This window comes from Bartonella australis AUST/NH1 (genome assembly GCF_000341355.1).
In the GTDB taxonomy this organism is placed as follows: domain Bacteria; phylum Pseudomonadota; class Alphaproteobacteria; order Rhizobiales; family Rhizobiaceae; genus Bartonella; species Bartonella australis.
Genome location: NC_020300.1, coordinates 346,303 through 366,203, shown reverse-complemented (window position 1 = coordinate 366,203; position 19,901 = coordinate 346,303). Strand labels below are relative to the sequence as shown.

At 41.4% G+C, this 19,901-nt stretch carries 18 protein-coding genes; 5 read left to right on the top strand and 13 right to left on the bottom strand.

Annotated elements, in window-relative coordinates:
- Positions 1–246 precede the first annotated feature (246 nt).
- Both BANH1_RS01595 and BANH1_RS01590 read left to right on the top strand, forming a co-directional pair.
- A complete protein-coding gene (locus BANH1_RS01595) occupies positions 247–1,494 on the top strand; it encodes a lytic murein transglycosylase (protein ID WP_015397693.1) in 1,248 nt (415 codons plus the stop codon).
- A gap of 14 nt (positions 1,495–1,508) precedes the next feature.
- Complete coding sequence (locus tag BANH1_RS01590) at positions 1,509–2,567, top strand: SGNH/GDSL hydrolase family protein (RefSeq protein WP_041583179.1); 1,059 nt, start codon at positions 1,509–1,511, stop codon at positions 2,565–2,567.
- A gap of 524 nt (positions 2,568–3,091) precedes the next feature.
- Here BANH1_RS01590 and BANH1_RS01585 read toward each other — a convergent pair.
- Entirely contained in the window at positions 3,092–5,116 is a 2,025-nt protein-coding gene (locus BANH1_RS01585) for a M3 family metallopeptidase (protein ID WP_015397691.1), read from the bottom strand.
- A 357-nt stretch (positions 5,117–5,473) separates the two neighbouring features.
- On the opposite strand from BANH1_RS01585, the gene mgtE reads away from it, so the two are divergent.
- The 3 genes from mgtE (at position 5,474) to ppa (ending at position 9,566) form a co-directional block, all read left to right on the top strand.
- Entirely contained in the window at positions 5,474–6,850 is a 1,377-nt protein-coding gene (gene mgtE, locus BANH1_RS01580) for a magnesium transporter (RefSeq protein ID WP_015397690.1), read from the top strand.
- A gap of 291 nt (positions 6,851–7,141) precedes the next feature.
- On the top strand, positions 7,142–8,968 hold the full coding sequence (typA, locus tag BANH1_RS01575) for a translational GTPase TypA (protein WP_015397689.1): 1,827 nt from the start codon (positions 7,142–7,144) through the stop codon (positions 8,966–8,968).
- 67 nt (positions 8,969–9,035) lie between these two features.
- Positions 9,036–9,566, top strand: a complete 531-nt coding sequence (gene ppa, locus BANH1_RS01570; protein ID WP_015397688.1) for an inorganic diphosphatase — start codon at positions 9,036–9,038, stop codon at positions 9,564–9,566.
- A 54-nt stretch (positions 9,567–9,620) separates the two neighbouring features.
- Here the strand turns inward: ppa and BANH1_RS01565 are convergent, their stop codons facing one another.
- The 12 genes from BANH1_RS01565 to obgE all read right to left on the bottom strand — a co-directional run bounded on the left by BANH1_RS01565 (position 9,621) and on the right by obgE (position 19,872).
- Positions 9,621–9,944: a DUF167 domain-containing protein gene (locus BANH1_RS01565; protein WP_015397687.1), complete on the bottom strand. Its 324-nt coding sequence runs from the start codon at positions 9,942–9,944 to the stop codon at positions 9,621–9,623.
- 30 nt (positions 9,945–9,974) lie between these two features.
- Entirely contained in the window at positions 9,975–10,268 is a 294-nt protein-coding gene (locus BANH1_RS01560; protein WP_015397686.1) for a YggT family protein, read from the bottom strand.
- A 578-nt stretch (positions 10,269–10,846) separates the two neighbouring features.
- Positions 10,847–11,407 carry an invasion associated locus B family protein gene (locus BANH1_RS01555; protein ID WP_041582913.1) on the bottom strand — a complete coding sequence of 187 codons (561 nt, stop codon included), beginning with the start codon at positions 11,405–11,407 and terminating at the stop codon, positions 10,847–10,849.
- Between the two features lie 132 nt (positions 11,408–11,539).
- Positions 11,540–12,061, bottom strand: coding sequence for an RNA pyrophosphohydrolase (locus BANH1_RS01550; RefSeq protein WP_015397684.1), 522 nt, complete (start codon positions 12,059–12,061; stop codon positions 11,540–11,542).
- 56 nt (positions 12,062–12,117) lie between these two features.
- Positions 12,118–13,428, bottom strand: a complete 1,311-nt coding sequence (locus tag BANH1_RS01545) for a S41 family peptidase (protein ID WP_015397683.1) — start codon at positions 13,426–13,428, stop codon at positions 12,118–12,120.
- Entirely contained in the window at positions 13,418–14,635 is a 1,218-nt protein-coding gene (locus BANH1_RS01540) for a murein hydrolase activator EnvC family protein (protein ID WP_420804621.1), read from the bottom strand. Before BANH1_RS01540 ends, BANH1_RS01545 begins: the two co-directional genes overlap by 11 nt.
- 160 nt (positions 14,636–14,795) lie before the next feature.
- A complete protein-coding gene (gene rlmH, locus BANH1_RS01535) occupies positions 14,796–15,278 on the bottom strand; it encodes a 23S rRNA (pseudouridine(1915)-N(3))-methyltransferase RlmH (protein ID WP_015397681.1) in 483 nt (160 codons plus the stop codon).
- Between the two features lie 37 nt (positions 15,279–15,315).
- Positions 15,316–15,717, bottom strand: coding sequence for a ribosome silencing factor (gene rsfS, locus BANH1_RS01530; RefSeq protein WP_015397680.1), 402 nt, complete (start codon positions 15,715–15,717; stop codon positions 15,316–15,318).
- 61 nt (positions 15,718–15,778) lie between these two features.
- Positions 15,779–16,372, bottom strand: coding sequence for a nicotinate-nucleotide adenylyltransferase (locus BANH1_RS01525; RefSeq protein WP_015397679.1), 594 nt, complete (start codon positions 16,370–16,372; stop codon positions 15,779–15,781).
- 29 nt (positions 16,373–16,401) lie between these two features.
- On the bottom strand, positions 16,402–17,658 hold the full coding sequence (locus BANH1_RS01520; RefSeq protein WP_015397678.1) for a glutamate-5-semialdehyde dehydrogenase: 1,257 nt from the start codon (positions 17,656–17,658) through the stop codon (positions 16,402–16,404).
- Between the two features lie 46 nt (positions 17,659–17,704).
- Positions 17,705–18,844: a glutamate 5-kinase gene (gene proB / locus BANH1_RS01515; protein ID WP_015397677.1), complete on the bottom strand. Its 1,140-nt coding sequence runs from the start codon at positions 18,842–18,844 to the stop codon at positions 17,705–17,707.
- Between the two features lie 5 nt (positions 18,845–18,849).
- Positions 18,850–19,872 carry a GTPase ObgE gene (gene obgE, locus BANH1_RS01510; protein ID WP_015397676.1) on the bottom strand — a complete coding sequence of 341 codons (1,023 nt, stop codon included), beginning with the start codon at positions 19,870–19,872 and terminating at the stop codon, positions 18,850–18,852.
- Positions 19,873–19,901 lie beyond the last annotated feature (29 nt).

Here is a 19,901-nt window from a genome sequence, read left to right as displayed (position 1 = left end):
TTAACTAATAGCTTTCTGATTCATTATTGCATATTTCGGTTAGGTTTTTTAAATATATTTTATTATTTTTCTTGTTATTATAATTGATAATAAGAAGGTGCATTCAAATGCGCTTTTTCGAATAATTTCATTATCTTGGACGATTCATTTTGGCATTTTTATCTAACTTGACAAAACATTCTATTAAACCAAATACAAAAATAAAATTATATTACATATAAATACTTCAATATTAATTGGTAAAAAATGAACTTGCACCTCTCCTCTTCTTTAAAGAAACTAGGAAATTGGAAAACCTTTATTCTTAAATTAATGTTTGCTTTTGCTATCCCTTCAGCACTTTTTCTCTCATGTGCACAGGCCGATAGTGGCTTTAAAAACTGGGTTAATGAATTTAAAAAAACAGCTTTAGCGAATGGTATTTCATCTTCCACGTTTGATATAGCTTTCAAAACAGTTAGCACAATTGACCCAGAAGTTTTAGAAAAAGCAGCATATCAACCAGAATTTGTCGATCCCGCATGGAACTATTTTGACAACAGGATCCACGATCTTGCAATTTCAGAAGGGCGGCGCCAAACCGAAATATGGAAAAAATGGCTTCTCAAAATTGAAAAACGTTTTGGTGTCGATTACAATGTCCTCCTCGCTATTTGGTCAATAGAAAGCAATTACGGTAGGGTTTTGTCAAATAAAGCCGTAATGCGCGACGCTATCCGTTCGCTGGCAACTTTAGCTTATGCGGACCCAAAACGTGAAAAATATGCGCGCGCGCAGCTTATTGCTGCCATGAAAATTCTGCAAAGTGGCGAAATTCACCGCTCTCAACTTGTCGGGTCTTGGGCCGGGGCGTTGGGGCATACGCAATTTATCCCGACCAGCTATCTTACTTATGCTGTTGATATGGACAGAAACGGACGCCGCGACATTTGGGCGTCGGTTCCAGATGCACTAGCCACCGCAGCAAATCTGCTCCACATGAATAGTTGGCAATCTGGCCTCCCCTGGGGATTCGAAGTCAAATTGTCGCATGAGAAAAAATTTCCGAAAGATTGGCTTTCCTTCAAGGAATGGGAAAAGCTCGGTGTTCAACGTGCAAACGGGAAGCCTTTCCCTTCTTTATCTGAGCTAGCAAAATTAAAATTGCCTGACGGGTTAGGAGGCCCCGCGTTTTTAGTGACGAAAAACTTCTGCGTCATTAAACGTTATAATAACGCAGACCGCTACGCTTTCGCCGTCGCTCTTTTATCTGATCGCATCGCCGGACGCTCCAAATTAATCCAAGACTGGAACCGGCCATTTAAGCCCGTTTCTTTCCAAGAACGTTTAGAATTGCAGTCCCGTTTAGCCGCACTTGGCTATTATAAAGGAGAAATTGATGGCAAAATTGGCACGAAATCTAAGAAAGCAATTAAAGCTTTTCAGCTACGACACGGCTTAAAAGTAAATGGACATCCAAGCCATGAGATTCTTCTTCTTCTGCGAAAACAATAAGTTTGGGTGATATTTTGTTCTATTTTCGCCAAATATCCTTGATTTGCCTACTTTATTCTACTTTTACTCTCACGATTATGCGGCCGGTTCCAACTAAAGCCCAAAATTTTTTTGAATTTTTGCTCAAACATAAAAAACGAGAAGAACCACCACAACAGCCGCACATTATAAAAGAGCAAGCGTACGCACCTCCCCCAAAAACTGTAATACAAAAACAAAAAGACGCGAGCGCAAAACGAATTCTCATTATAGGGGACTTTGTGGCTTCCACTGTTGCCAATGAGCTTGACAAATTTTTCGCAGATAATGCCGGTATAACCATTATAAACAGAGCAGTTCCGGCTTCCGGCTTAGTCCGAATTGACTATTATTCTTGGAAAAACAACATCCCTGAACTTATTCATGAAAATAAACCCGACACTATTATTATAGTGGTAGGCGCAAACGATAATCAACCAATCGTTACGCCTGATGGCATATTAAAAACTGCCCAACCAGAATGGATAGATTTTTATAAAAAAAGGATTGCAGATATTACTGAAAGCCTTCGTTATTTTGGAAAACCATGGATATGGATGGACCAACCTGCTTTCGAAAATAAGTCTTTGACACAAAAAATACAAACCCTCAACGAACTTTATAAAAAAGCAACAAAAGAAGCAGGAGGGTATTTTGTTGATGTTTGGGGAGGCTTTGTTGATGAACAAGGTCAATTTTCTTTTTCGGGCTATGATATAAACGGAAAAATATCCATATTGCGCGCCAGCGATGGAGTTAATTTCACTTCTAAAGGGAGACAAAAACTCGTCTCCTATTTAGAAAAGCCATTAGAAAATGTTTTAAGTCTTCAAATGCCTTCCCGTGAAAACGGGCTCCCTATCAACGTAAATACTCTGAATCTGACGAAAGGAGATATACATAATATCGGGCGCCAATCACCAATAAGTCTTTATGATATGGCGCGACAGAATACTCATTTACTCGATAAAATAGATCAAAATCTGATAAAAGAAGCACAACAACACCTAAACGGCCACCAAGTGAACCGGGCTGATAATTTTTCTCTCCCGTAACTTAAAGCATAAAATTTCATTTTTTCAAAAAACTAAAAACGGGGTACGAGAAGAAATTACTTTTTGGAAATCACCCGTCAATACTACTTCCGAAACCCATCTGAATGTGGCCACGCTGTTTCCGGAGCAGTTACTCGCGGCGAATGCCGGCAAAAAGCGCAAAAACAGTGTACCGCATCTTACAATAAGCTAACATCCAAAACACACACCCATGCAGTAACCTAAATTTACAATAAGCTTCAATAACGATAATTTTCGTTTAATGATTGATCAATTTACTGAAAATAAAATCTGAATTCTCCTTTTATTATTGCGACACCTTCATTCACGAAAAACCGTTGTTTAGATCTATATTCCGGATATTTTTCAGACTGATTATATTCGTCCAGACACCGATATCGGAATCAGCGTAACCACGCTGACTGATTTTACGACTTTCACTATACTTCTTACGCAAAACGCCGAAGTTAATACATTTAGTCGATTAAAACGAGAAATACGCCTTATTCCATACTGTTTGCACTTTATAAGCCACGTTTTTTAATGAGCGCCTCTGATGACGGCAACCGCCCCCGGAAAGCTCTATAAAGCTCCTCTGGATCACGACTCCCCCCTGCGGAATAGATAAAACGCTTTAACCGGTCCGCAAGTTCTAAATTAAAAACATCATGTGTTTCCTCAAAAGCCTGAAAAGCATCAGAATCAAGCACTTCCGCCCACATATAAGAATAATAACCAGCAGCGTAACCATCACTTGAAAATATATGCAAAAAATGCGGAGGACGATGGCGCATAATAATAGTATCAGGCATTCTTAACTTTTTTAATTCTTCACGTTCAAACGCTGCCGGATCATCTATTATTACTCCCTGATGCATAGCCATATCCATCAAAGCAGATGAAGTAAACTCAACAGCATAAAAACCAGCATTAAATGTACGTGCTGACAAAATCTTATCTATCAAAACTTGCGGAATAGGGATACCGGTTTCTACGTGCGTTGCATAAGATTTTAACACCTCTGGTACTGTTAACCAATGTTCATAAAGTTGAGAAGGAAGTTCAAGAAAATCAAGCGAAACAGATGTTCCCGCCACAGATGGCCATGTCACATCAGAAAGCAAGCCGTGCAATGCATGCCCAAATTCATGAAAAAGCGTCCGTGCATCATCAAGCGATAAAAGGGCCGCATTTTTTTCAGGCGGCTTAGTAAAATTACAAATATTGTAAATAATGGGTTTTTGCCCGCTATCTAATTTATGCTGTGATTGCAAGCTACTCATCCACGCACCCGACCGTTTTGAAGAACGTGCAAAATAATCGCCGATAAAATGCCCAATTAAGCTTCCATCAGATTTTTTTACCGCCCATAAACGTGCATCAGGATGCCAAAGTGGAACACTAGTCTTTTCTTCAAACGAAATTCCAAAGAGTTTTTCTGCTACCGAAAAAGCTGCTTCAATCATACGGTCAAGCTGAAAATATTGTTTAACTTCAGTTTCATCGAAAAAAAACTTTTCAGCACGCAATTTTTCAGCATAATAACGCCAATCCCACGCCTCTAAAGGTCTGTCAGCCCCCTGATTTTTTGCAAAATCTTGTAACTCACCTTGTTCAGTAATGGCCTTAGCTCTCGCTCGTTCCCATATAGGCGCGAGCAGATTCATAACTGAACCAATATTTTTGGCCATAGTATTATCAAGTTTTAAATCTGCAAAAGATTTGTACCCCAATAATTTAGCTTTTTCGTTGCGAAGTGCAATAATTTCCACAATAATCGCTCGATTATCATTATCATTGCTATTTTCACCGCGTGTAGACCAAGCATGGAATGCTGTTTTGCGCAAATCTCGACGATTAGAGAATTTCAAAAAAGCCTCGACGAGCGAACGCGCTAATGTTAACGCGTAAGCTCCTTCACGGCCCTTTTCACGGGCAATCTCCTTCATCGCAGCAACTAGGTCGTCAGGCAAATCAGATAAATCTTCCTGTTCCAAAAATAAAATCCATTCGGCTTCATCTTTGAGTACATTTTGACCGAAAGTAGCGTTTAAAAGAGCGAGTTTTTCATTAATTTCGATGAGATTCTTTTTATCTTTTTCTCCGAGTCTTGCACCATTACAAACAAACTTCTTCCACCACAATTCAAGCACACGCGTCGTTTCACTATCATATGCACCCTCCTGTGATTGTTTATAAAGCACGTCCATCTTCGCAAATATCCGTTCATCCATCATAATTTTTGAAGAATAGCGAGAAAGCTTTACAACAAACTCTCGTTCCAATTTCTGAATTAACGCATTACTACACGCACCTGAATGCAGGAAAAATATCGAACATACACGATCCAATCCCGCGCCAGAAAGTTCAAAAGGCTGTAAAAAATTCTGAAGCGTTGGAAGTGCTTCCACAGCTGCAATCGCTTCTATTTCTTTTTCAGCTTCTTTGAGCGCCTGTTCAAAAGCAGGCCTAAAATCCTCGTCGTTTATCGAAGAAAAATCAGGAAGCCCGCAAAATCCCTTCCAGTCTAGCACCGTCGCTGTCGTCATAATATTATACGTCTCCATTATATTTTAAGGCAGAATAGCAGTCTTAACAACACAAATCGGCAGCACCGTAAAGCCACTTCGTGCGACCTAAGATAGCGTTAAAAAAACGCACATTGATATAAAAATAGAAAAGTAAAAAGCAAATTTATCACAAAAAGCAAACAAAGATAAAAAAGCCCTCTTTGTCTGAAAGCTGAAATTGTTTATAGCTTGCTATTTCTTCTCGAATTTATTTGAAATATTAACCATCTCCAATACAATTATAAAGAAAGTTTTTCTAAATTTTCTGTAACTTTAATTTCTCTTTCCTGTATATCCGGATCAATAACTCCATAACCTGCTGGAAGGTGCTTTCTTATGACTGAGACTAAAACAACCTTCGATTTCAAAAAATTGTCTCCCGAGGCTCTCGCCGAAGAACTTAAAAACCACCATTTTGCCGACTCAATTGATATCATCAATGATCTCGATATTGCAAAACGCGTGACTGTCCTGAGTCTTTTACCTCTTGATTATACTATTGAGCTCTTCGACAAACCGGAGCTTGGACAACCAGCGGCTATTCTTGAACTTTTGCCTGTCGATCGTTCCGTTGAAATTCTTGATGGTATGTCTGCAGACGCCGCTGCAGACGTCTTTCAAGAAATGAATGAAGAAACTCAAAGACAGCTCTATGCCTTGCTGAAACCCTTAACCCGAACCGAACTTAAAAAACTCACTAGTTACCCTGATCACACAGCTGGTGCAATGATGACGACCGAATTTATAGCGGTGCCCGCAAATTGGACCGTGCAAAAAACTCTTGATCATATTCGCGATGTTGAACGAACACGTGAAACAGTTTATACGAGCTACGTTATTGATCCTAAAACAGGCGCCCTTCTCAAAGCTGTTTCGCTGCGTAACCTTATTCTTGCCTCACCTGGTGATCAAATTATAAACGTCCTAACACGTGATGCACCCATCACGATATCACCTTTTATGCACCACGAAGATATCGCTCGCCTTTTTCAGCGCCACGATCTTCTCTCTGTACCAGTTATTGATGACAGCAATCACGTCATCGGTATTGTGACGGTTGATGACGTACTTGATGCGATGGTCAATGAAATGAGCGAAGATGCTTATAAATTCGGTGGTATGGAAGCCCTAGATAAGCCGTATATGCAAATAAATTTTCTTGGGATGATGAAAAAGCGTGGTGGCTGGCTTGCTTTACTTTTTGTTGGTGAAATGTTAACAGCCAGTGCCATGCAATATTTCGAAACGTCGCTCGAAAAAGCCATTGCTCTTACATTATTCATTCCTCTTATAATGAGTTCGGGAGGAAACTCCGGTTCACAAGCAACATCCCTCATTATTCGCGCGTTAGCTTTACGTGAACTCGCGCTCAAAGACTGGTGGAAAGTCATCATTCGCGAAATTCCAGCAGGGATATTTCTCGGCCTGTTGCTCGGAATCATTGGGATTACACGTATAATGATCTGGCAACAGCTTGGCGTCTACGATTATGGCGAACACTGGGTTTTCATTGCCATGACAGTGGGCACAGCTTTAGTTGGAATTGTTACATTCGGTTCCTTATCTGGCTCTATGCTCCCCTTCATCCTTAAACGCTTAAGGTTTGACCCAGCAAGTGCTTCAGCTCCCTTGGTAGCAACCTTAGTAGATGTCATGGGTATTATTATCTATTTTTCTGTTGCCTCTTTCATCTTATCTGGAATCTTGCTTTAACGTGCAGGGCAGAAATCTGTTCCAAGCAGCTCACAATGCTCTTCTGTCGCAAAGGTCAAACTGAACTTTATCATTTTCGGCACGCATTTTGTGCGATATTCATTACGAAGCGCGTGCTATAAAAATTACTACTGAAAACTATACAAAAAAACCTCTCTGTAGCTTCTTTATAAAAACAGTTCTCCCCCTTCCAAAATTATAAAAAAAACTGTAAAAGATTCTAAATTGTAAGGCGGGGGAGTAAAAAGCTTCGCCTTGAAGGAAATTCCATCGAGAAAAAGAAGAAAATCTATGCAATTGCGCAATGTTGCTATCATCGCCCACGTAGACCACGGAAAAACCACACTTGTAGACGGGCTTCTCAAACAATCAGGAAATTTTCGGGATAATCAGCGCACCAGTGAGCGTATGATGGATTCAAATGACATCGAAAAAGAACGCGGTATTACAATCTTAGCGAAAGCGACGTCAGTTGTCTGGAAAGACACCCGAATTAATATTGTCGATACTCCCGGCCATGCCGACTTCGGCGGAGAAGTTGAACGTATTCTCAATATGGTTGACGGTGCAATTGTGCTTGTTGATGCAGCTGAAGGTCCTATGCCACAAACCAAATTTGTTGTTGGAAAAGCGTTAAAAGTAGGGTTACGTCCCATTGTTGCCATTAATAAAATTGACCGGCCTGATGCGCGTGCTGACGAAGTCGTAAACGAAGTTTTTGACCTTTTCGCTGCTCTCGATGCAACCGACGAACAGCTCGATTTTCCTATTCTTTACGGATCAGGTCGCGATGGATGGATGGCTGAATCTCCTGAAGGACCAAAAGATCAAGAGCTGGGCCCCTTGTTTAACCTTGTAATCCGCCATGTCCCCGCACCTACAGTCGCTGAGGGACCGTTTCGCATGATAGGTACTATTCTCGAAGCAGACCCATTTTTAGGCCGTATCATCACCGGACGAATTCACTCGGGATCCCTCAAACCTAATCAAAATGTTAAAGTTCTTGGGCAAAATGGAACGCTTTTAGAAACTGGACGCATTTCAAAAATTTTGGCATTCCGAGGGCTAGAACGGCAACCCATTGAGGAAAGCTTTGCCGGCGATATCGTGGCAATTGCAGGCTTACAAAAAGGTACTGTTGCTGATACTTTCTGCGACCCTGCAGTCAGCGAACCCCTCACTGCTCAGCCAATTGATCCCCCTACTGTTACTATGAGCTTTTTAGTAAATGACAGCCCCCTCGCTGGTACAGAAGGAGATAAAGTAACAAGCCGCGTTATCCGTGATCGTTTATTAAAAGAAGCGGAAGGCAACGTAGCTCTTAAAATTGAAGAATCAGCCGATAAAGATTCCTTTTATGTTTCAGGACGAGGAGAATTACAACTTGCAGTCCTCATTGAAAATATGCGCCGCGAGGGATTTGAACTCAGTGTTTCACGTCCACGCGTAGTCACACAAAAAGATGAAAATGGAACAATTCTTGAGCCCATCGAAGAAGTCGTTATAGATGTTGACGAAGAATATTCTGGGGCCGTTGTCCAGAAAATGTCAGAACGCAAAGGAGAGTTGATCGAATTACGTCCTTCTGGTGGTAATCGTGTACGCCTCGTCTTTCACGCACCAACGCGGGGGCTCATCGGCTATCAATCTGAGCTTTTGACTGATACACGCGGCACAGCAGTTATGAATCGTCTCTTCCACGCCTATGAACCTCATAAAGGAAAGATTGGTGGCCGAACAAACGGTGTTATGATTTCTAATGACGATGGTGAAGCTGTTGCTTACGCGCTCTTCAATCTTGAAGATCGTGGACCTATGGTGATTGATGCCGGTGTTAAAGTCTATCAAGGTATGATTATTGGCGTACATTCGCGCGATAACGATTTGGAAGTAAATGTTTTAAAAGGAAAAAAGCTGACAAATATGCGCGCCTCTGGCAAGGATGAGGCCGTAAAACTAACTCCTCCGATTAAAATGACGTTAGAACGCGCATTGTCGTGGATACAAGACGATGAGCTCGTAGAGGTAACTCCTAAAAATATCCGCCTTCGTAAACTTTATCTAGATCCAAATGAACGTAAACGTTTTGAAAAAACACGTTCTTCAATTTTAACCTGATTACAGCTGCCTCGGCTATTTATTTTATTACACTCGGCTTCGTTTTGCTCTAGAAAGGATATTTAACATGAATATTAAAGAAATACCTATTGGCAATAACCCGCCGGAGGATATCAATGTCATCGTCGAAGTAGCTGTCGGAGGCCACCCAATAAAATATGAAATGGATAAAAAATCTGGAGCTTTATTCGTTGATCGTTTTCTCTATACGCCCATGGTCTATCCCGGCAATTATGGCTTTGTTCCGAATACGCTTTCAGAAGATGGCGATCCGATTGACGTTCTCATCTGTAACGTCCTCCCACTGATTCCCGGTTGTATTATCAATGTTCGCCCAATCGGTGCTCTAATTATGGAGGATGACGGTGGTAAAGATGAAAAAATTATCGCTGTCCCTACTTCAAAATTGACTCAGAGATATATTAATATCCATGAATATACAGATCTTCCTGAAATTATGCTAAAACAAATTGAGCATTTTTTTGGGCATTACAAAGATCTCGAACCTGGAAAATGGGTTAAAATTGAAGGTTGGCGTAATAAAAGTTTCGCAAATGAGTTGATTAATCAAGCTATTGAGCGCGTTAAAAAAGCATAACCTTTTAGTGCAACAGATAAAATTCTTTTGAGGGAGCGGGTTAGTGTTTTTTGTTTATTTTCGTGTAAGAGTGTCGTCGTTTAAAGACTGTAATATCTGCTCTAATTTTCCTGAACATTCTAAAAAATGAAGCTTTTTATAACGTGATGTAGTACCGTTTCTGAAAGAAATACGAGAAGGTGGGATTCCCCATTGCCTTGCCAAAAACTTAATTAATGCCTTGTTTGCCTTTCCATCTTCAGGCAAAGCACGTAGGCGTACAACCAAATATTTTTTTCCATCACCTTTTCTCTCAACCCCTACTATACTATCTGCTGAAGCTTTAGGAATGAGACGGATAAATAGGACTAGGCCATCGGTATCAACGTGGTAAAACATTTTTGTTCATCTGATGTGCCATTTTCATTTTTATAACAATAAGCCTGCGTATGCACGCCACATAAAGATACGTATAAAGTAAATAATCGCAAACACTACAATAGGTGAAATATCAATTGCTCCAAGATTTGGCATAAAGCGCCGAACGCGGCTCAAAACTGGTTCTGTAGAGAGATACAGAAAATTCCCAACCAAATAGACGAGACGATTGCGCGCATTTACGATGCCAAATATGTCAAGCCAAGAAAAAATAACTCTGACGGCCAAAATATCGATGTAAATACTGAAAATTAGGTCTAACACTCGGAGTAACGCATAGATCATTCCTTATCCCCTCGCTAACCAACAGAAAAAGAGATTCACGCACATAATACTCATAAAAATAAATTCAATCTAAATGCTCTAATATTCTCGTCAATTTAGTTTTTCTATGAGAGAATAAATAAATACTTACCTTAACACCCTGCACCAACATTGAGCAAAGCAAGGTAAAACGAGAAACCACCTGGCAAAAATAGATTTGCGATCGGATCGACTCCATACAAAAAAATGCAAAGCACTCCCATACTCTATCTCCTCACTGCGTAGCAAGACGAAAAGCCTTGCACAAAATTTAAAATCCATTTTAGATAATATAATATTCTCACTAATTCTGTTTTTCAACAAGAGGGCGTTCTAACGCTCAACTTTAGCTGCGCGTCATAATAACATAGCCTGACGCAAAATAATAAAATGGAAAACTAGCAGAAAAAATAAAAACGACGTTAAACACAAAAAAGAGCGCCAGGAAATCTTAGACCACCCTTTGCATAACCACCCAACTTCTTAACTTATTTTTTTGCCAAGGAAAATTATACTTAACGAAAAACAGCCTCAGAAGGCCGTTTTTCATCTCATTTAGATTATTTTTGCAAATTCATCAAACGATTAAGCGCATTACTAAAACCGTTTAACTGAACGAATAAATCATTTAAGTCCGGCTCACCTGGAGCGGCCACTGTCATAGCTAATTTCAGTTGCTTCCCAGCGCGCAAAGCTGCAACAAAATTTTTATCAAAAGCTATTGGAACAAGGCAACCTGCTTGTATACAAGTCCGAACACCAGTTTCAACAACAGCCCTTCCATCATCCACTTGCAAGCGAATAGGCTTAGAAACCAAAACGCCAAAAGGAACAGTCAAACTACCAGACACGCCACCATCAGCACCAAGAATAATATTCATAGCCAAAATGACACGATTCTGATTATTAACTTCTTGACGGTTCATAAAACAGATTTTCTTTCCCTCTTGGACGCCACAGTTAACGCTCCATAAACCATAAGTCTCCGTTAAAGAAGAAGCACCATTGGGCAACATAGCCGCAGCAGGCTTCTCTGCGCTTAGCTTTGCGTTTTGAGAAAATGCTGCAGAGGAAACGCTCAAGAGAGCGGAAATTACAAAGAAATTTAATAACTTTTTCATTTTATATCCCAGTTCTTTATGTAAAATAAAATTGACGAGTAGAATCACTTTACACTATCCATAATGGACGTACGCGATATATATACGATATAAAGTACCTTGGCAAAAAGCAGCTTTCCGTGATTATAGATTTTATAAATGTCTGATGCTATCGCGAAATTCTCTGACAATTTTTATATAAACGCGCTTCTTAAAAGAAATAACAATTGAAGGCAGTGTTTCGAGATTAACCCATTTCCATTGATCAAATTCTGCTTTATTGCCATCTGGAGGTGGATTAATCTTGATTTCAGAAGGCTCTCCTGTAAACTGAAAAGCAAACCACTTTTGTATTTGCCCGCGGTATTTATTCTCTAATACACATCCCACAAGCTCTTGTGGAAAATCGTAATGAAACCAACCCTGTGCTTCCTTAATCAACTTTATCGACCGAATCCCGGTTTCTTCGTAAAGTTCACGTCGTGCGGCATCTAACGGCTCTTCCCCTTCGTTAATTCCCCCTTGAGGCAATTGCCAGCACTGAGATATTTGGGTGTTTGTGTGAGAAAACGTCATCAGACGGTGCCCAACCCAAACCTTACCTACATGATTAAATACAAGAATCCCGACGCATCTTCGATAAGGAAGGGATTCAAAATCAACGACCGCATCCATTTAACTATTCCTCTAAAAGAGCACGAGCCATACAAAAAAGACAGCGCAAATTTTTCTTACTTTAAAATACTTTTATTGGGATCTGGTGGAAATGCTGCATTCGCCATTTCACCTCGTAAAAGCTTATAAGCTTCATTTAATTGAATATCGTCCTTAGGATCTTTTGGGACAAAAGCGGCCGAACCAGATCCTCGATCACTCTCCTGTTTTCCTTTGATGTGTCCTTTTAGCTTAGATTCACCAAGCTTTACATCATAATTCTTATATTTTTCAGGTAACGGCTGCTCTACAATAATATCCGGTGTAATTCCAGTTCCTTGAATTGATGTACCTGCTGGCGTATAGTAAAGCGCCGTCGTCAAACGCAAAGCGCCATTTTCGCCTAAAGGGATAACTGTTTGAACCGACCCCTTACCGAAAGACTGCGTACCTAAAATTGTAGCACGACGATGATCCTGTAAAGCACCTGCGACAATTTCGGCAGCACTCGCCGAACCACCGTTTATAAGCACAATGAGAGGCTTTCCATTAATTAAATCCCCCGGCTTAGCGTCAAACCTCATCACATCATTTTTTCTGCGACCGCGAGTTGAAACAATCTCGCCTTTTTCAAGAAAAGCACTTGAGACGCTAACAGCTTGATTTAACAGACCACCGGGATTAAGCCGCAAATCAAGAACATATCCTTTCAACTTATTTTGAGGAATCTTGGACTGAATATCTTTAATTGCAGCTCGGAGGTCACCGAAAGTCTTCTCAGAAAACTTAATAAGTCTTAAATATCCGATATCACCTTCAACGCGATATTTAACTGCTTTTATCTTAATGATATCACGAACAACCTTAACATCAAACGGCTTATCAACACCAGAACGAATAATTGTTAGCGTGATAGGCGCTCCAACAGCACCCCGCATCTGATTAACAGCCTCATTCAATGTCTTACCGCCCACCTGTACGCCATCAATTTTTGAAATGAGATCTCTTGCTAAAATACCTGCTTTTGAAGCGGGCGTATCATCCATCGGAGAAACAACTTTAATTAAATTTTTCTCCATAGTTACCTCAATACCAATGCCTCCAAACTCTCCTTTAGTAGAATCCTGCATATCCTTGGCTTCTTGAGCATCCATATAAGATGAATGCGGGTCAAGCGACGAGAGCATGCCGTTGATGGCATTTTCAATAAGCTCTTTATCATCCGGAACTGTTACATACTGTGCACGCACCCGCTCAAAGATATCGCCAAATACGGCTAGACGTTTATAAACATTACCCTCATTATCAGCAGCAACGGGCTGCACTATAATCATTGAACTAGCGCCGAGCAGTACCCCGACAACCAAAAGAACAACTTTACGAATCATTTTGGTTCCTTCCCGATTTTTCAATTCGCCACCAGAGATTTGGATTTACAGGCTTTCCCCGCTTCCTAAACTCAATGTAAAGCATCGGAACACTTTTGCCTATATCCAATGAGAAAGCGTTCGCGATAAATTGCGTACCCATCCTCCCAAGAGGCTCACCTGAAAGAACAAACTGGCCTTGATTTACATTAATTTTAGACATCCCAATAAGGATAATATGATAACCACGTCCAACATTGAGAATAATGAGCTGTCCATAAGAACGGAACGGCCCGGCAAAAGCAACAAAGGCATCAGTAGGTGCTGTAACTACAGCGGCAGGTTCTGTCGCAATTATTTCACCAAAGCGCGCAGCGCGCGAACCACTATTAAATTGCTGAATTTTTTTTCCTGAAACAGGCAAAAATAAAGAGCCTTTTCGGCTTTCGAAATCAAACCTCTCTAACAATTGCAAATTTTTTCGCATCTGCGCCGATGAATTGAGTTTAAGCTGTGACCGGTGATCAAACTCTGAAATCATTTCTTCCAAAGACTGAGCTTTTTTAGAAAGAATAACATTTCTTTGTCGCTGTTCTGCAAGCTCTTTTTCCGATCCTATTTGCAATTTTTCTTTTTCATTTAATAAAAGCTCTAAATACTTTCTCTGCTCGGCTTGATTTTGCATTTTAGCTTTTAAAGCCTTGTATTCCGCAGTAACCAAATGATCTAACTTAGATAATTCCTTGAGACTTACTGTCAAAGCATGCGTTTTTTCTTGCATTTCTGGAATAACAGTCCCCAACAAAATGGAACTGCGTATAGAAGCTAATACATCTTCAGGCCGTGCTAGAAGAGCGGGAATCGGCTTTAGCCCCATTCGTTCCAAGATAGCCAGCACTTCTGAAAATTCAGCACGACGCCTTCTTAAGTTTTGGCGCACAAACTCCTGCCGCTCTATAAGTTGCTCAAGTTCTTTTTCTCTTTCAGCAATATCATTTGCCGCATCACGTTCCGCCTTAGCCACTTTTATTAATGCATCAGTTACAGTACGTTGATCTTTTTTTAAACGGTCAATTTGGTTAGCAAGAAAAGCGACGTGCTTACGCGATACAGAGATATTTTGGCGAATTTCTGCCAATGCTTTACGCGCAGCCTCACGACTCTGTGTATTTTCTGCATGTAGTATAGATGAATATCCCGCTACGCCAGATGTCAAAACCACAGACATCACCCATCCCTTATATAAATATCGCATCTTTCCATGAAGAAGCCGCTTCATTTATCTAACCATCCAAACCCAATCGCATAAATTAAAAGTGCTTTAAATGGTGACACCTAAAACAATATTAATAAGCGTATAAATAGGTGCCAAAAAACATATACAAAAATTAAAAACGGTGATAAGGATGATTACCGGCAATAGTCACGGCCCGGTAGAGCTGTTCTGTGAGTAATATGCGCGCGATTTGGTGTGGCCACGTCATAAAACCAAACGATAAAAGAAAATCAGCGCGCTTTCTTACCTGCTCGCTATGTCCGTCAGGACCCCCCAACGCAATTACCAAATCGCGGACGCCTTCGTCACGGTAAAACCCTAATTTTTCGGCGAAAAAAGGCGACGAAATTGACTTTCCGCGCTCATCCAATACAATTAATCGACACTTTTCAGGCAAAAATTCCAAGAGTTTCTTACCTTCTTCTTCCATACGCTGATAGGCTGTCTGAGCACGACTCTCTGATATTTCTTGCAACTTTGCTAAATGGAGACCTACCCCCCTAGCGCTTTTAGAAAAACGGTCTAAATAATGGTGAACTAATTTTTGCTCAGCTCCTTTTTTCATACGACCAACAGCAAAAATAGAAATTTGCATATCAATTGCCCTAAATGAAAACCGAGCTTGTATCACTTTAATCCCGAGCAAGCCATATTTTTTCTAAATCATAAAGAGCGCGAATTTCTGGGCGAAAAAGATGAACAATAATATCTCCTGTATCAATTAACACCCAACCGCCGCCAGAGAGCCCCTCCACCCTTACTTGTCCGCGTCCGCTGTTTTTCCAATTACGCAGTAAATAACCGGTGACAGCCGAAAGATGACGCTGAGAACGCGCCGAAGCGAGAACCATATAATCGGCGAAAGATGACCTATCTTGAATGTTAATAGAAACAATATCGCCTGCTTTTGCATCTTCTAAGCTATTAAGAATAATTTTGAGGCTATCGGCTATTAAAAAAAAACCTTCTTCTACCGCCGTGATACTACAATGACCTTTTTGTGGGGCGTTTTCCAGATTGATATCCTTTCTCATCGGTTAAAATAAAGAAAAAGAGGAATTGCTTTAAAGAGATTGACAGAATCTTATAAGATATTCAAGCAAAATGATCCCCTTTTGAACGGAGCTTCGTTGAAGACTGAAAAGACAAAGGCACGTGCAAATAGGTCCAAACCGGTGGCTTCATAAAAGGCAATCTCGCGCTTTCTCTTTCATCTAAGCGGAAATAACGATACGCCCGCGCCATAGGAGAAGAAAGCGCTGACATACGCGCTGAAGGACGATCGATAATTGCAATAGGAAGCGTAGACACAATATCACGCCATTGGTGCCAACGATGAATCGTTACCAAACTATCCGCACCCATAACCCACACAAAACGCACTCCGCTATAGTGGGCGAGAATATAAGAAATTGTTTCCGCCGATATCGTACTCCCTATATTCCCCTCAAAACCTGTTATACGAATCTTTGGGTGATCAACGAGTTCAATACTAAGCCGCATTCTTTCATGTAAAAACGGTAATCGCGTACAATCTTTTAAAGGATTTCCTGGAGTAACCATCCACCATAATTGATCAAGGTGCAAACGCCGGATTGCGCTCTTTGCAACGAGGAGGTGCCCCTCATGCGGCGGATTAAATGAGCCACCAAATAAGCCAACGATAGTAGACTTCTCAACATGCGGCATACGATTTTCCCACGGAAAAAATAGCTGCTTCAAGGCCTAACCTGTCCATTTCCTTTAACATGATATTGAAATGACGTCAGTTGTTCAACGCCTATCGGTCCACGCGCGTGCATTTTCCCCGTAGCAATACCAATTTCCGCTCCAAAACCAAATTCACCACCATCAGCAAACTGCGTGGATGCATTATGAAGCAAAATAGCCGAATCTAAACGATAAAAAAATGTCTCTACTGTCCTCATATCCTCAGCAATGATTGACTCAGTATGTCCTGATGAATAACGCTTAATATGCGCAATGGCTCCCTCAACACCATCGACTGTTTTGACAGAAAGAATTGTATCAAGATATTCACATGACCAGTCTTCTTCAGTTGCTAACTTTGCCACTGGCATCAGTGAAATAATATCCTCTGTCGCGCGAATTTCACATCCTCTCTCCTGTAAAGCCGTAAGGACGGGGAAAAACTTTTTAAGTGCCTGGCGATCAATTAAAACTGTCTCAACGGCCCCACATACGCTGGGACGCCGCAATTTCGCATTCAGCACAATATCATGTGCCATCTCTAAATTTGCTGATTTGTCGATATAAATATGGCAAAGCCCCTCTAAATGTGCAAAAATAGGGACACGTGCATCAGATTGAACACGTGCAACAAGTCTTTTGCCGCCACGAGGTATAATAACATCAATCGCTCCATCCAATCCCTTCAGCATTTCCCCAACAGCACAACGATCTGTGGTTTTAACCATTTGGACAGCATCTTTAGTTAAACCGGCCTTTTCTAATCCCTGTACCAATGCCGAATGAAGCGCATGTGCAGAACAAAAGCTATCTGTACCACCACGTAAAATTGCAGCATTTCCAGCCTTCAAACATAAAGCGCTTGCATCAACTGTAACATTGGGCCGGCTTTCATAAATAACACCAATAACACCGAGTGGCGTCCGTACACGACTTATATGAAGCCCATTTGGACGCGTCCATTCACCTATCACTTGTCCGACTGGATCAGGCAAATAAGCAATCTGACGAACGCTATCTATAATTGCACGCAAACGCGATTCATCTAACTTTAGCCGGTCAATCATAGATGCCTGCAAATTATTCTGAACAGCATTAGCTAAATCTTGTCGATTAGCGCATAAAATCTCGTCTGACTGAGCTTCCAAACTCAGAGCTATCATTTCCAGTGCGTCCTTTTTTTGCTCGGCCGAAATAATCGCAAGCGCCGATGCAGCATCACGTGCTTTCTGCCCCATAACTTTCATTTGTTCTTTTAAAGCCATGTAATCATCCATTCCAAAAAACGGTAAAGAAAAAAGGGGTAACTTTTTAAGTAAAATCGGCCAAATAGCGTAAAACCATATCATTATGATGCACTACAGCAGAACGCGGCCCATGCCCAAGGACGCGTTCTATTTCCTTACTTTTGCAGCCCATAATGCGCACAATTTCATCCTTACCATAATTTACAAGGCCGCGAGCGACCTCAATCCCATCTACGCCAACAATTGCAACCGTATCTCCGCGATCAAAAACGCCCTCAACCGCGATAACCCCCACGGCTAATAATGACTTTCCAGATTCAAGCGCCTTAACTGCCCCCTGATCAATCATCAAGGTACCAGATGGATCCAAATTGCCTGAAATCCAAGTCTTCCAAGCATTTATCGGCTTTTCACTGGCAGCAAAAAAACTCTTACGTCCCCCTCGATCAATTGCCGCAAGAGGATTCAAGGCCTTACCCGACGCGATGATCATAGCCGTCCCAGAAGAATTAGCTATTTTTCCAGCAGCGAGCTTTGTCTTCATTCCGCCCCTTGAAAACCCTGAAGCAGCAGCACCCGCCATTTTTTCAATTTCGCTCGTAATTGATGTAACAAAAGGGATAAATTCAGCCTTCGGATCTAGATAAGGAGAGCTCGTATAAAGACCATCAACATCTGACAAAAGTATCAAAAGATCTGAACCCATCATAGTCGCAACACGCGCTGCCAAACGATCGTTATCACCGTAGCGAATTTCGCTCGTTGCCACAGTGTCATTTTCGTTAATAACGGGCACAGCTCTAAAATGCAGAAGCGTATTAATGGTGGCACGCGCATTTAAATAACGCCGCCGTTCTTCCGTATCAAATAGCGTGAGTAAAATCTGGCCTGTTCTTAATCCGTGGCGATCAAGTGTCTCACTATAAGCCTTAGCCAGTTCAATTTGACCCAAAGCAGCACACGCTTGGCTTTCTTCCAATTTTAAAGTCCCCTTAGGAAGATGTAATAATGTTCGCCCTAAAGCAATAGCGCCAGAAGACACTAGTAAAATCTCCACTCCTTTTTGGCGTAACTCAGCAACGTCACTTACCAAACTCTTGAGCCACTCAACTCGCAACCCTGCTTGGGGATCAACCAAAAGTGCAGAACCAACTTTGACGACAATACGTTTATATTGCTCAAGTTTTTGTGATCCAAGCGCCATCTTGATCAATCTTTCTCATTCTCGTCGAGATTATCTTTGTGGACCGTTTCAATAATGTGTGCCAAAGAACGTAACACATTTTCTAAGCCCTCATGACTGACCGCAGATAACGCCACAACAGATTTACCAGATATTTTTTGCAAAACTGCTTGTTTAGCTTCACGCTCCTCGACAGAAAGAGTATCCACTTGGCTTAAAGCAACAATTTCGGCTTTCTCACTCAAACCATTTCCGTACGCATCGAGTTCATTACGGATAGTTTGATACGCTTTGGCCACATCTTCTTCTTGAGCAGAAATTAAATGGAGTAAAACACGACAGCGTTCCACGTGCCCTAAAAAACGGTCACCGACCCCTGCACCTTCGTGAGCACCTTCAATTAAACCGGGAATATCAGCCAAAACGAATTCGCGCGCATCAATACGTACTACGCCAAGATGGGGGTGGAGAGTGGTAAAAGGGTAATCGGCAATTTTTGGCTTCGCAGCTGTTACCGATGCCAAAAATGTCGACTTCCCGGCGTTTGGTAGACCAATAAGCCCACCATCAGCAATCAGTTTCAAGCGCAGCCAAAGCGTGCGCTCTTCTCCGCTCAAACCTGGATTTGCGCGGCGAGGAGCTCGATTAGTGGATGTCGTAAAATGAAGATTGCCAAAACCTCCATTGCCTCCTTTTGCAAGAAGATAACGTTGGCCGACTTCCGTTAAATCACAGATCAATGTTTTATTATCTTCTTCAAAAATCTGCGTTCCAACCGGCACTTTAAGGATAATATCATCACCCTTGGCGCCCGTCATATTACGCCCCCCGCCATGACCACCTGTCTTTGCTTTAAAATGCTGCTGGTAACGATAGTCAATCAGCGTATTTAGCCCATCGACAACGAGGGCCCAAACATCACCGCCACGCCCCCCATCACCACCATCTGGCCCCCCAAATTCTATAAATTTTTCGCGGCGAAATGACACTGCCCCCGCCCCGCCATTACCAGAACGAATATAGACTTTAGCCTGATCAAGAAATTTCATAGAGACGCTCGCTGGGAATCAATTATTTT

Bases quoted from the DNA above. Each gene is read 5' to 3' on its own strand.
- BANH1_RS01595 (WP_015397693.1), top strand. From the start codon at position 247: ATGAACTTGCACCTCTCCTCTTCTTTAAAGAAACTAGGAAATTGGAAA.
- BANH1_RS01585 (WP_015397691.1), bottom strand. From the start codon at position 5,116: ATGACGACAGCGACGGTGCTAGACTGGAAGGGATTTTGCGGGCTTCCT.
- mgtE (WP_015397690.1), top strand. From the start codon at position 5,474: ATGACTGAGACTAAAACAACCTTCGATTTCAAAAAATTGTCTCCCGAG.
- typA (WP_015397689.1), top strand. From the start codon at position 7,142: ATGCAATTGCGCAATGTTGCTATCATCGCCCACGTAGACCACGGAAAA.
- ppa (WP_015397688.1), top strand. From the start codon at position 9,036: ATGAATATTAAAGAAATACCTATTGGCAATAACCCGCCGGAGGATATC.
- BANH1_RS01565 (WP_015397687.1), bottom strand. From the start codon at position 9,944: ATGTTTTACCACGTTGATACCGATGGCCTAGTCCTATTTATCCGTCTC.
- BANH1_RS01560 (WP_015397686.1), bottom strand. From the start codon at position 10,268: ATGATCTATGCGTTACTCCGAGTGTTAGACCTAATTTTCAGTATTTAC.
- BANH1_RS01555 (WP_041582913.1), bottom strand. From the start codon at position 11,407: ATGAAAAAGTTATTAAATTTCTTTGTAATTTCCGCTCTCTTGAGCGTT.
- BANH1_RS01550 (WP_015397684.1), bottom strand. From the start codon at position 12,061: ATGGATGCGGTCGTTGATTTTGAATCCCTTCCTTATCGAAGATGCGTC.
- BANH1_RS01545 (WP_015397683.1), bottom strand. From the start codon at position 13,428: ATGATTCGTAAAGTTGTTCTTTTGGTTGTCGGGGTACTGCTCGGCGCT.
- BANH1_RS01540 (WP_420804621.1), bottom strand. From the start codon at position 14,635: ATGTCTGTGGTTTTGACATCTGGCGTAGCGGGATATTCATCTATACTA.
- rlmH (WP_015397681.1), bottom strand. From the start codon at position 15,278: ATGCAAATTTCTATTTTTGCTGTTGGTCGTATGAAAAAAGGAGCTGAG.
- rsfS (WP_015397680.1), bottom strand. From the start codon at position 15,717: ATGAGAAAGGATATCAATCTGGAAAACGCCCCACAAAAAGGTCATTGT.
- BANH1_RS01525 (WP_015397679.1), bottom strand. From the start codon at position 16,372: ATGCCGCATGTTGAGAAGTCTACTATCGTTGGCTTATTTGGTGGCTCA.
- BANH1_RS01520 (WP_015397678.1), bottom strand. From the start codon at position 17,658: ATGGCTTTAAAAGAACAAATGAAAGTTATGGGGCAGAAAGCACGTGAT.
- proB (WP_015397677.1), bottom strand. From the start codon at position 18,844: ATGGCGCTTGGATCACAAAAACTTGAGCAATATAAACGTATTGTCGTC.
- obgE (WP_015397676.1), bottom strand. From the start codon at position 19,872: ATGAAATTTCTTGATCAGGCTAAAGTCTATATTCGTTCTGGTAATGGC.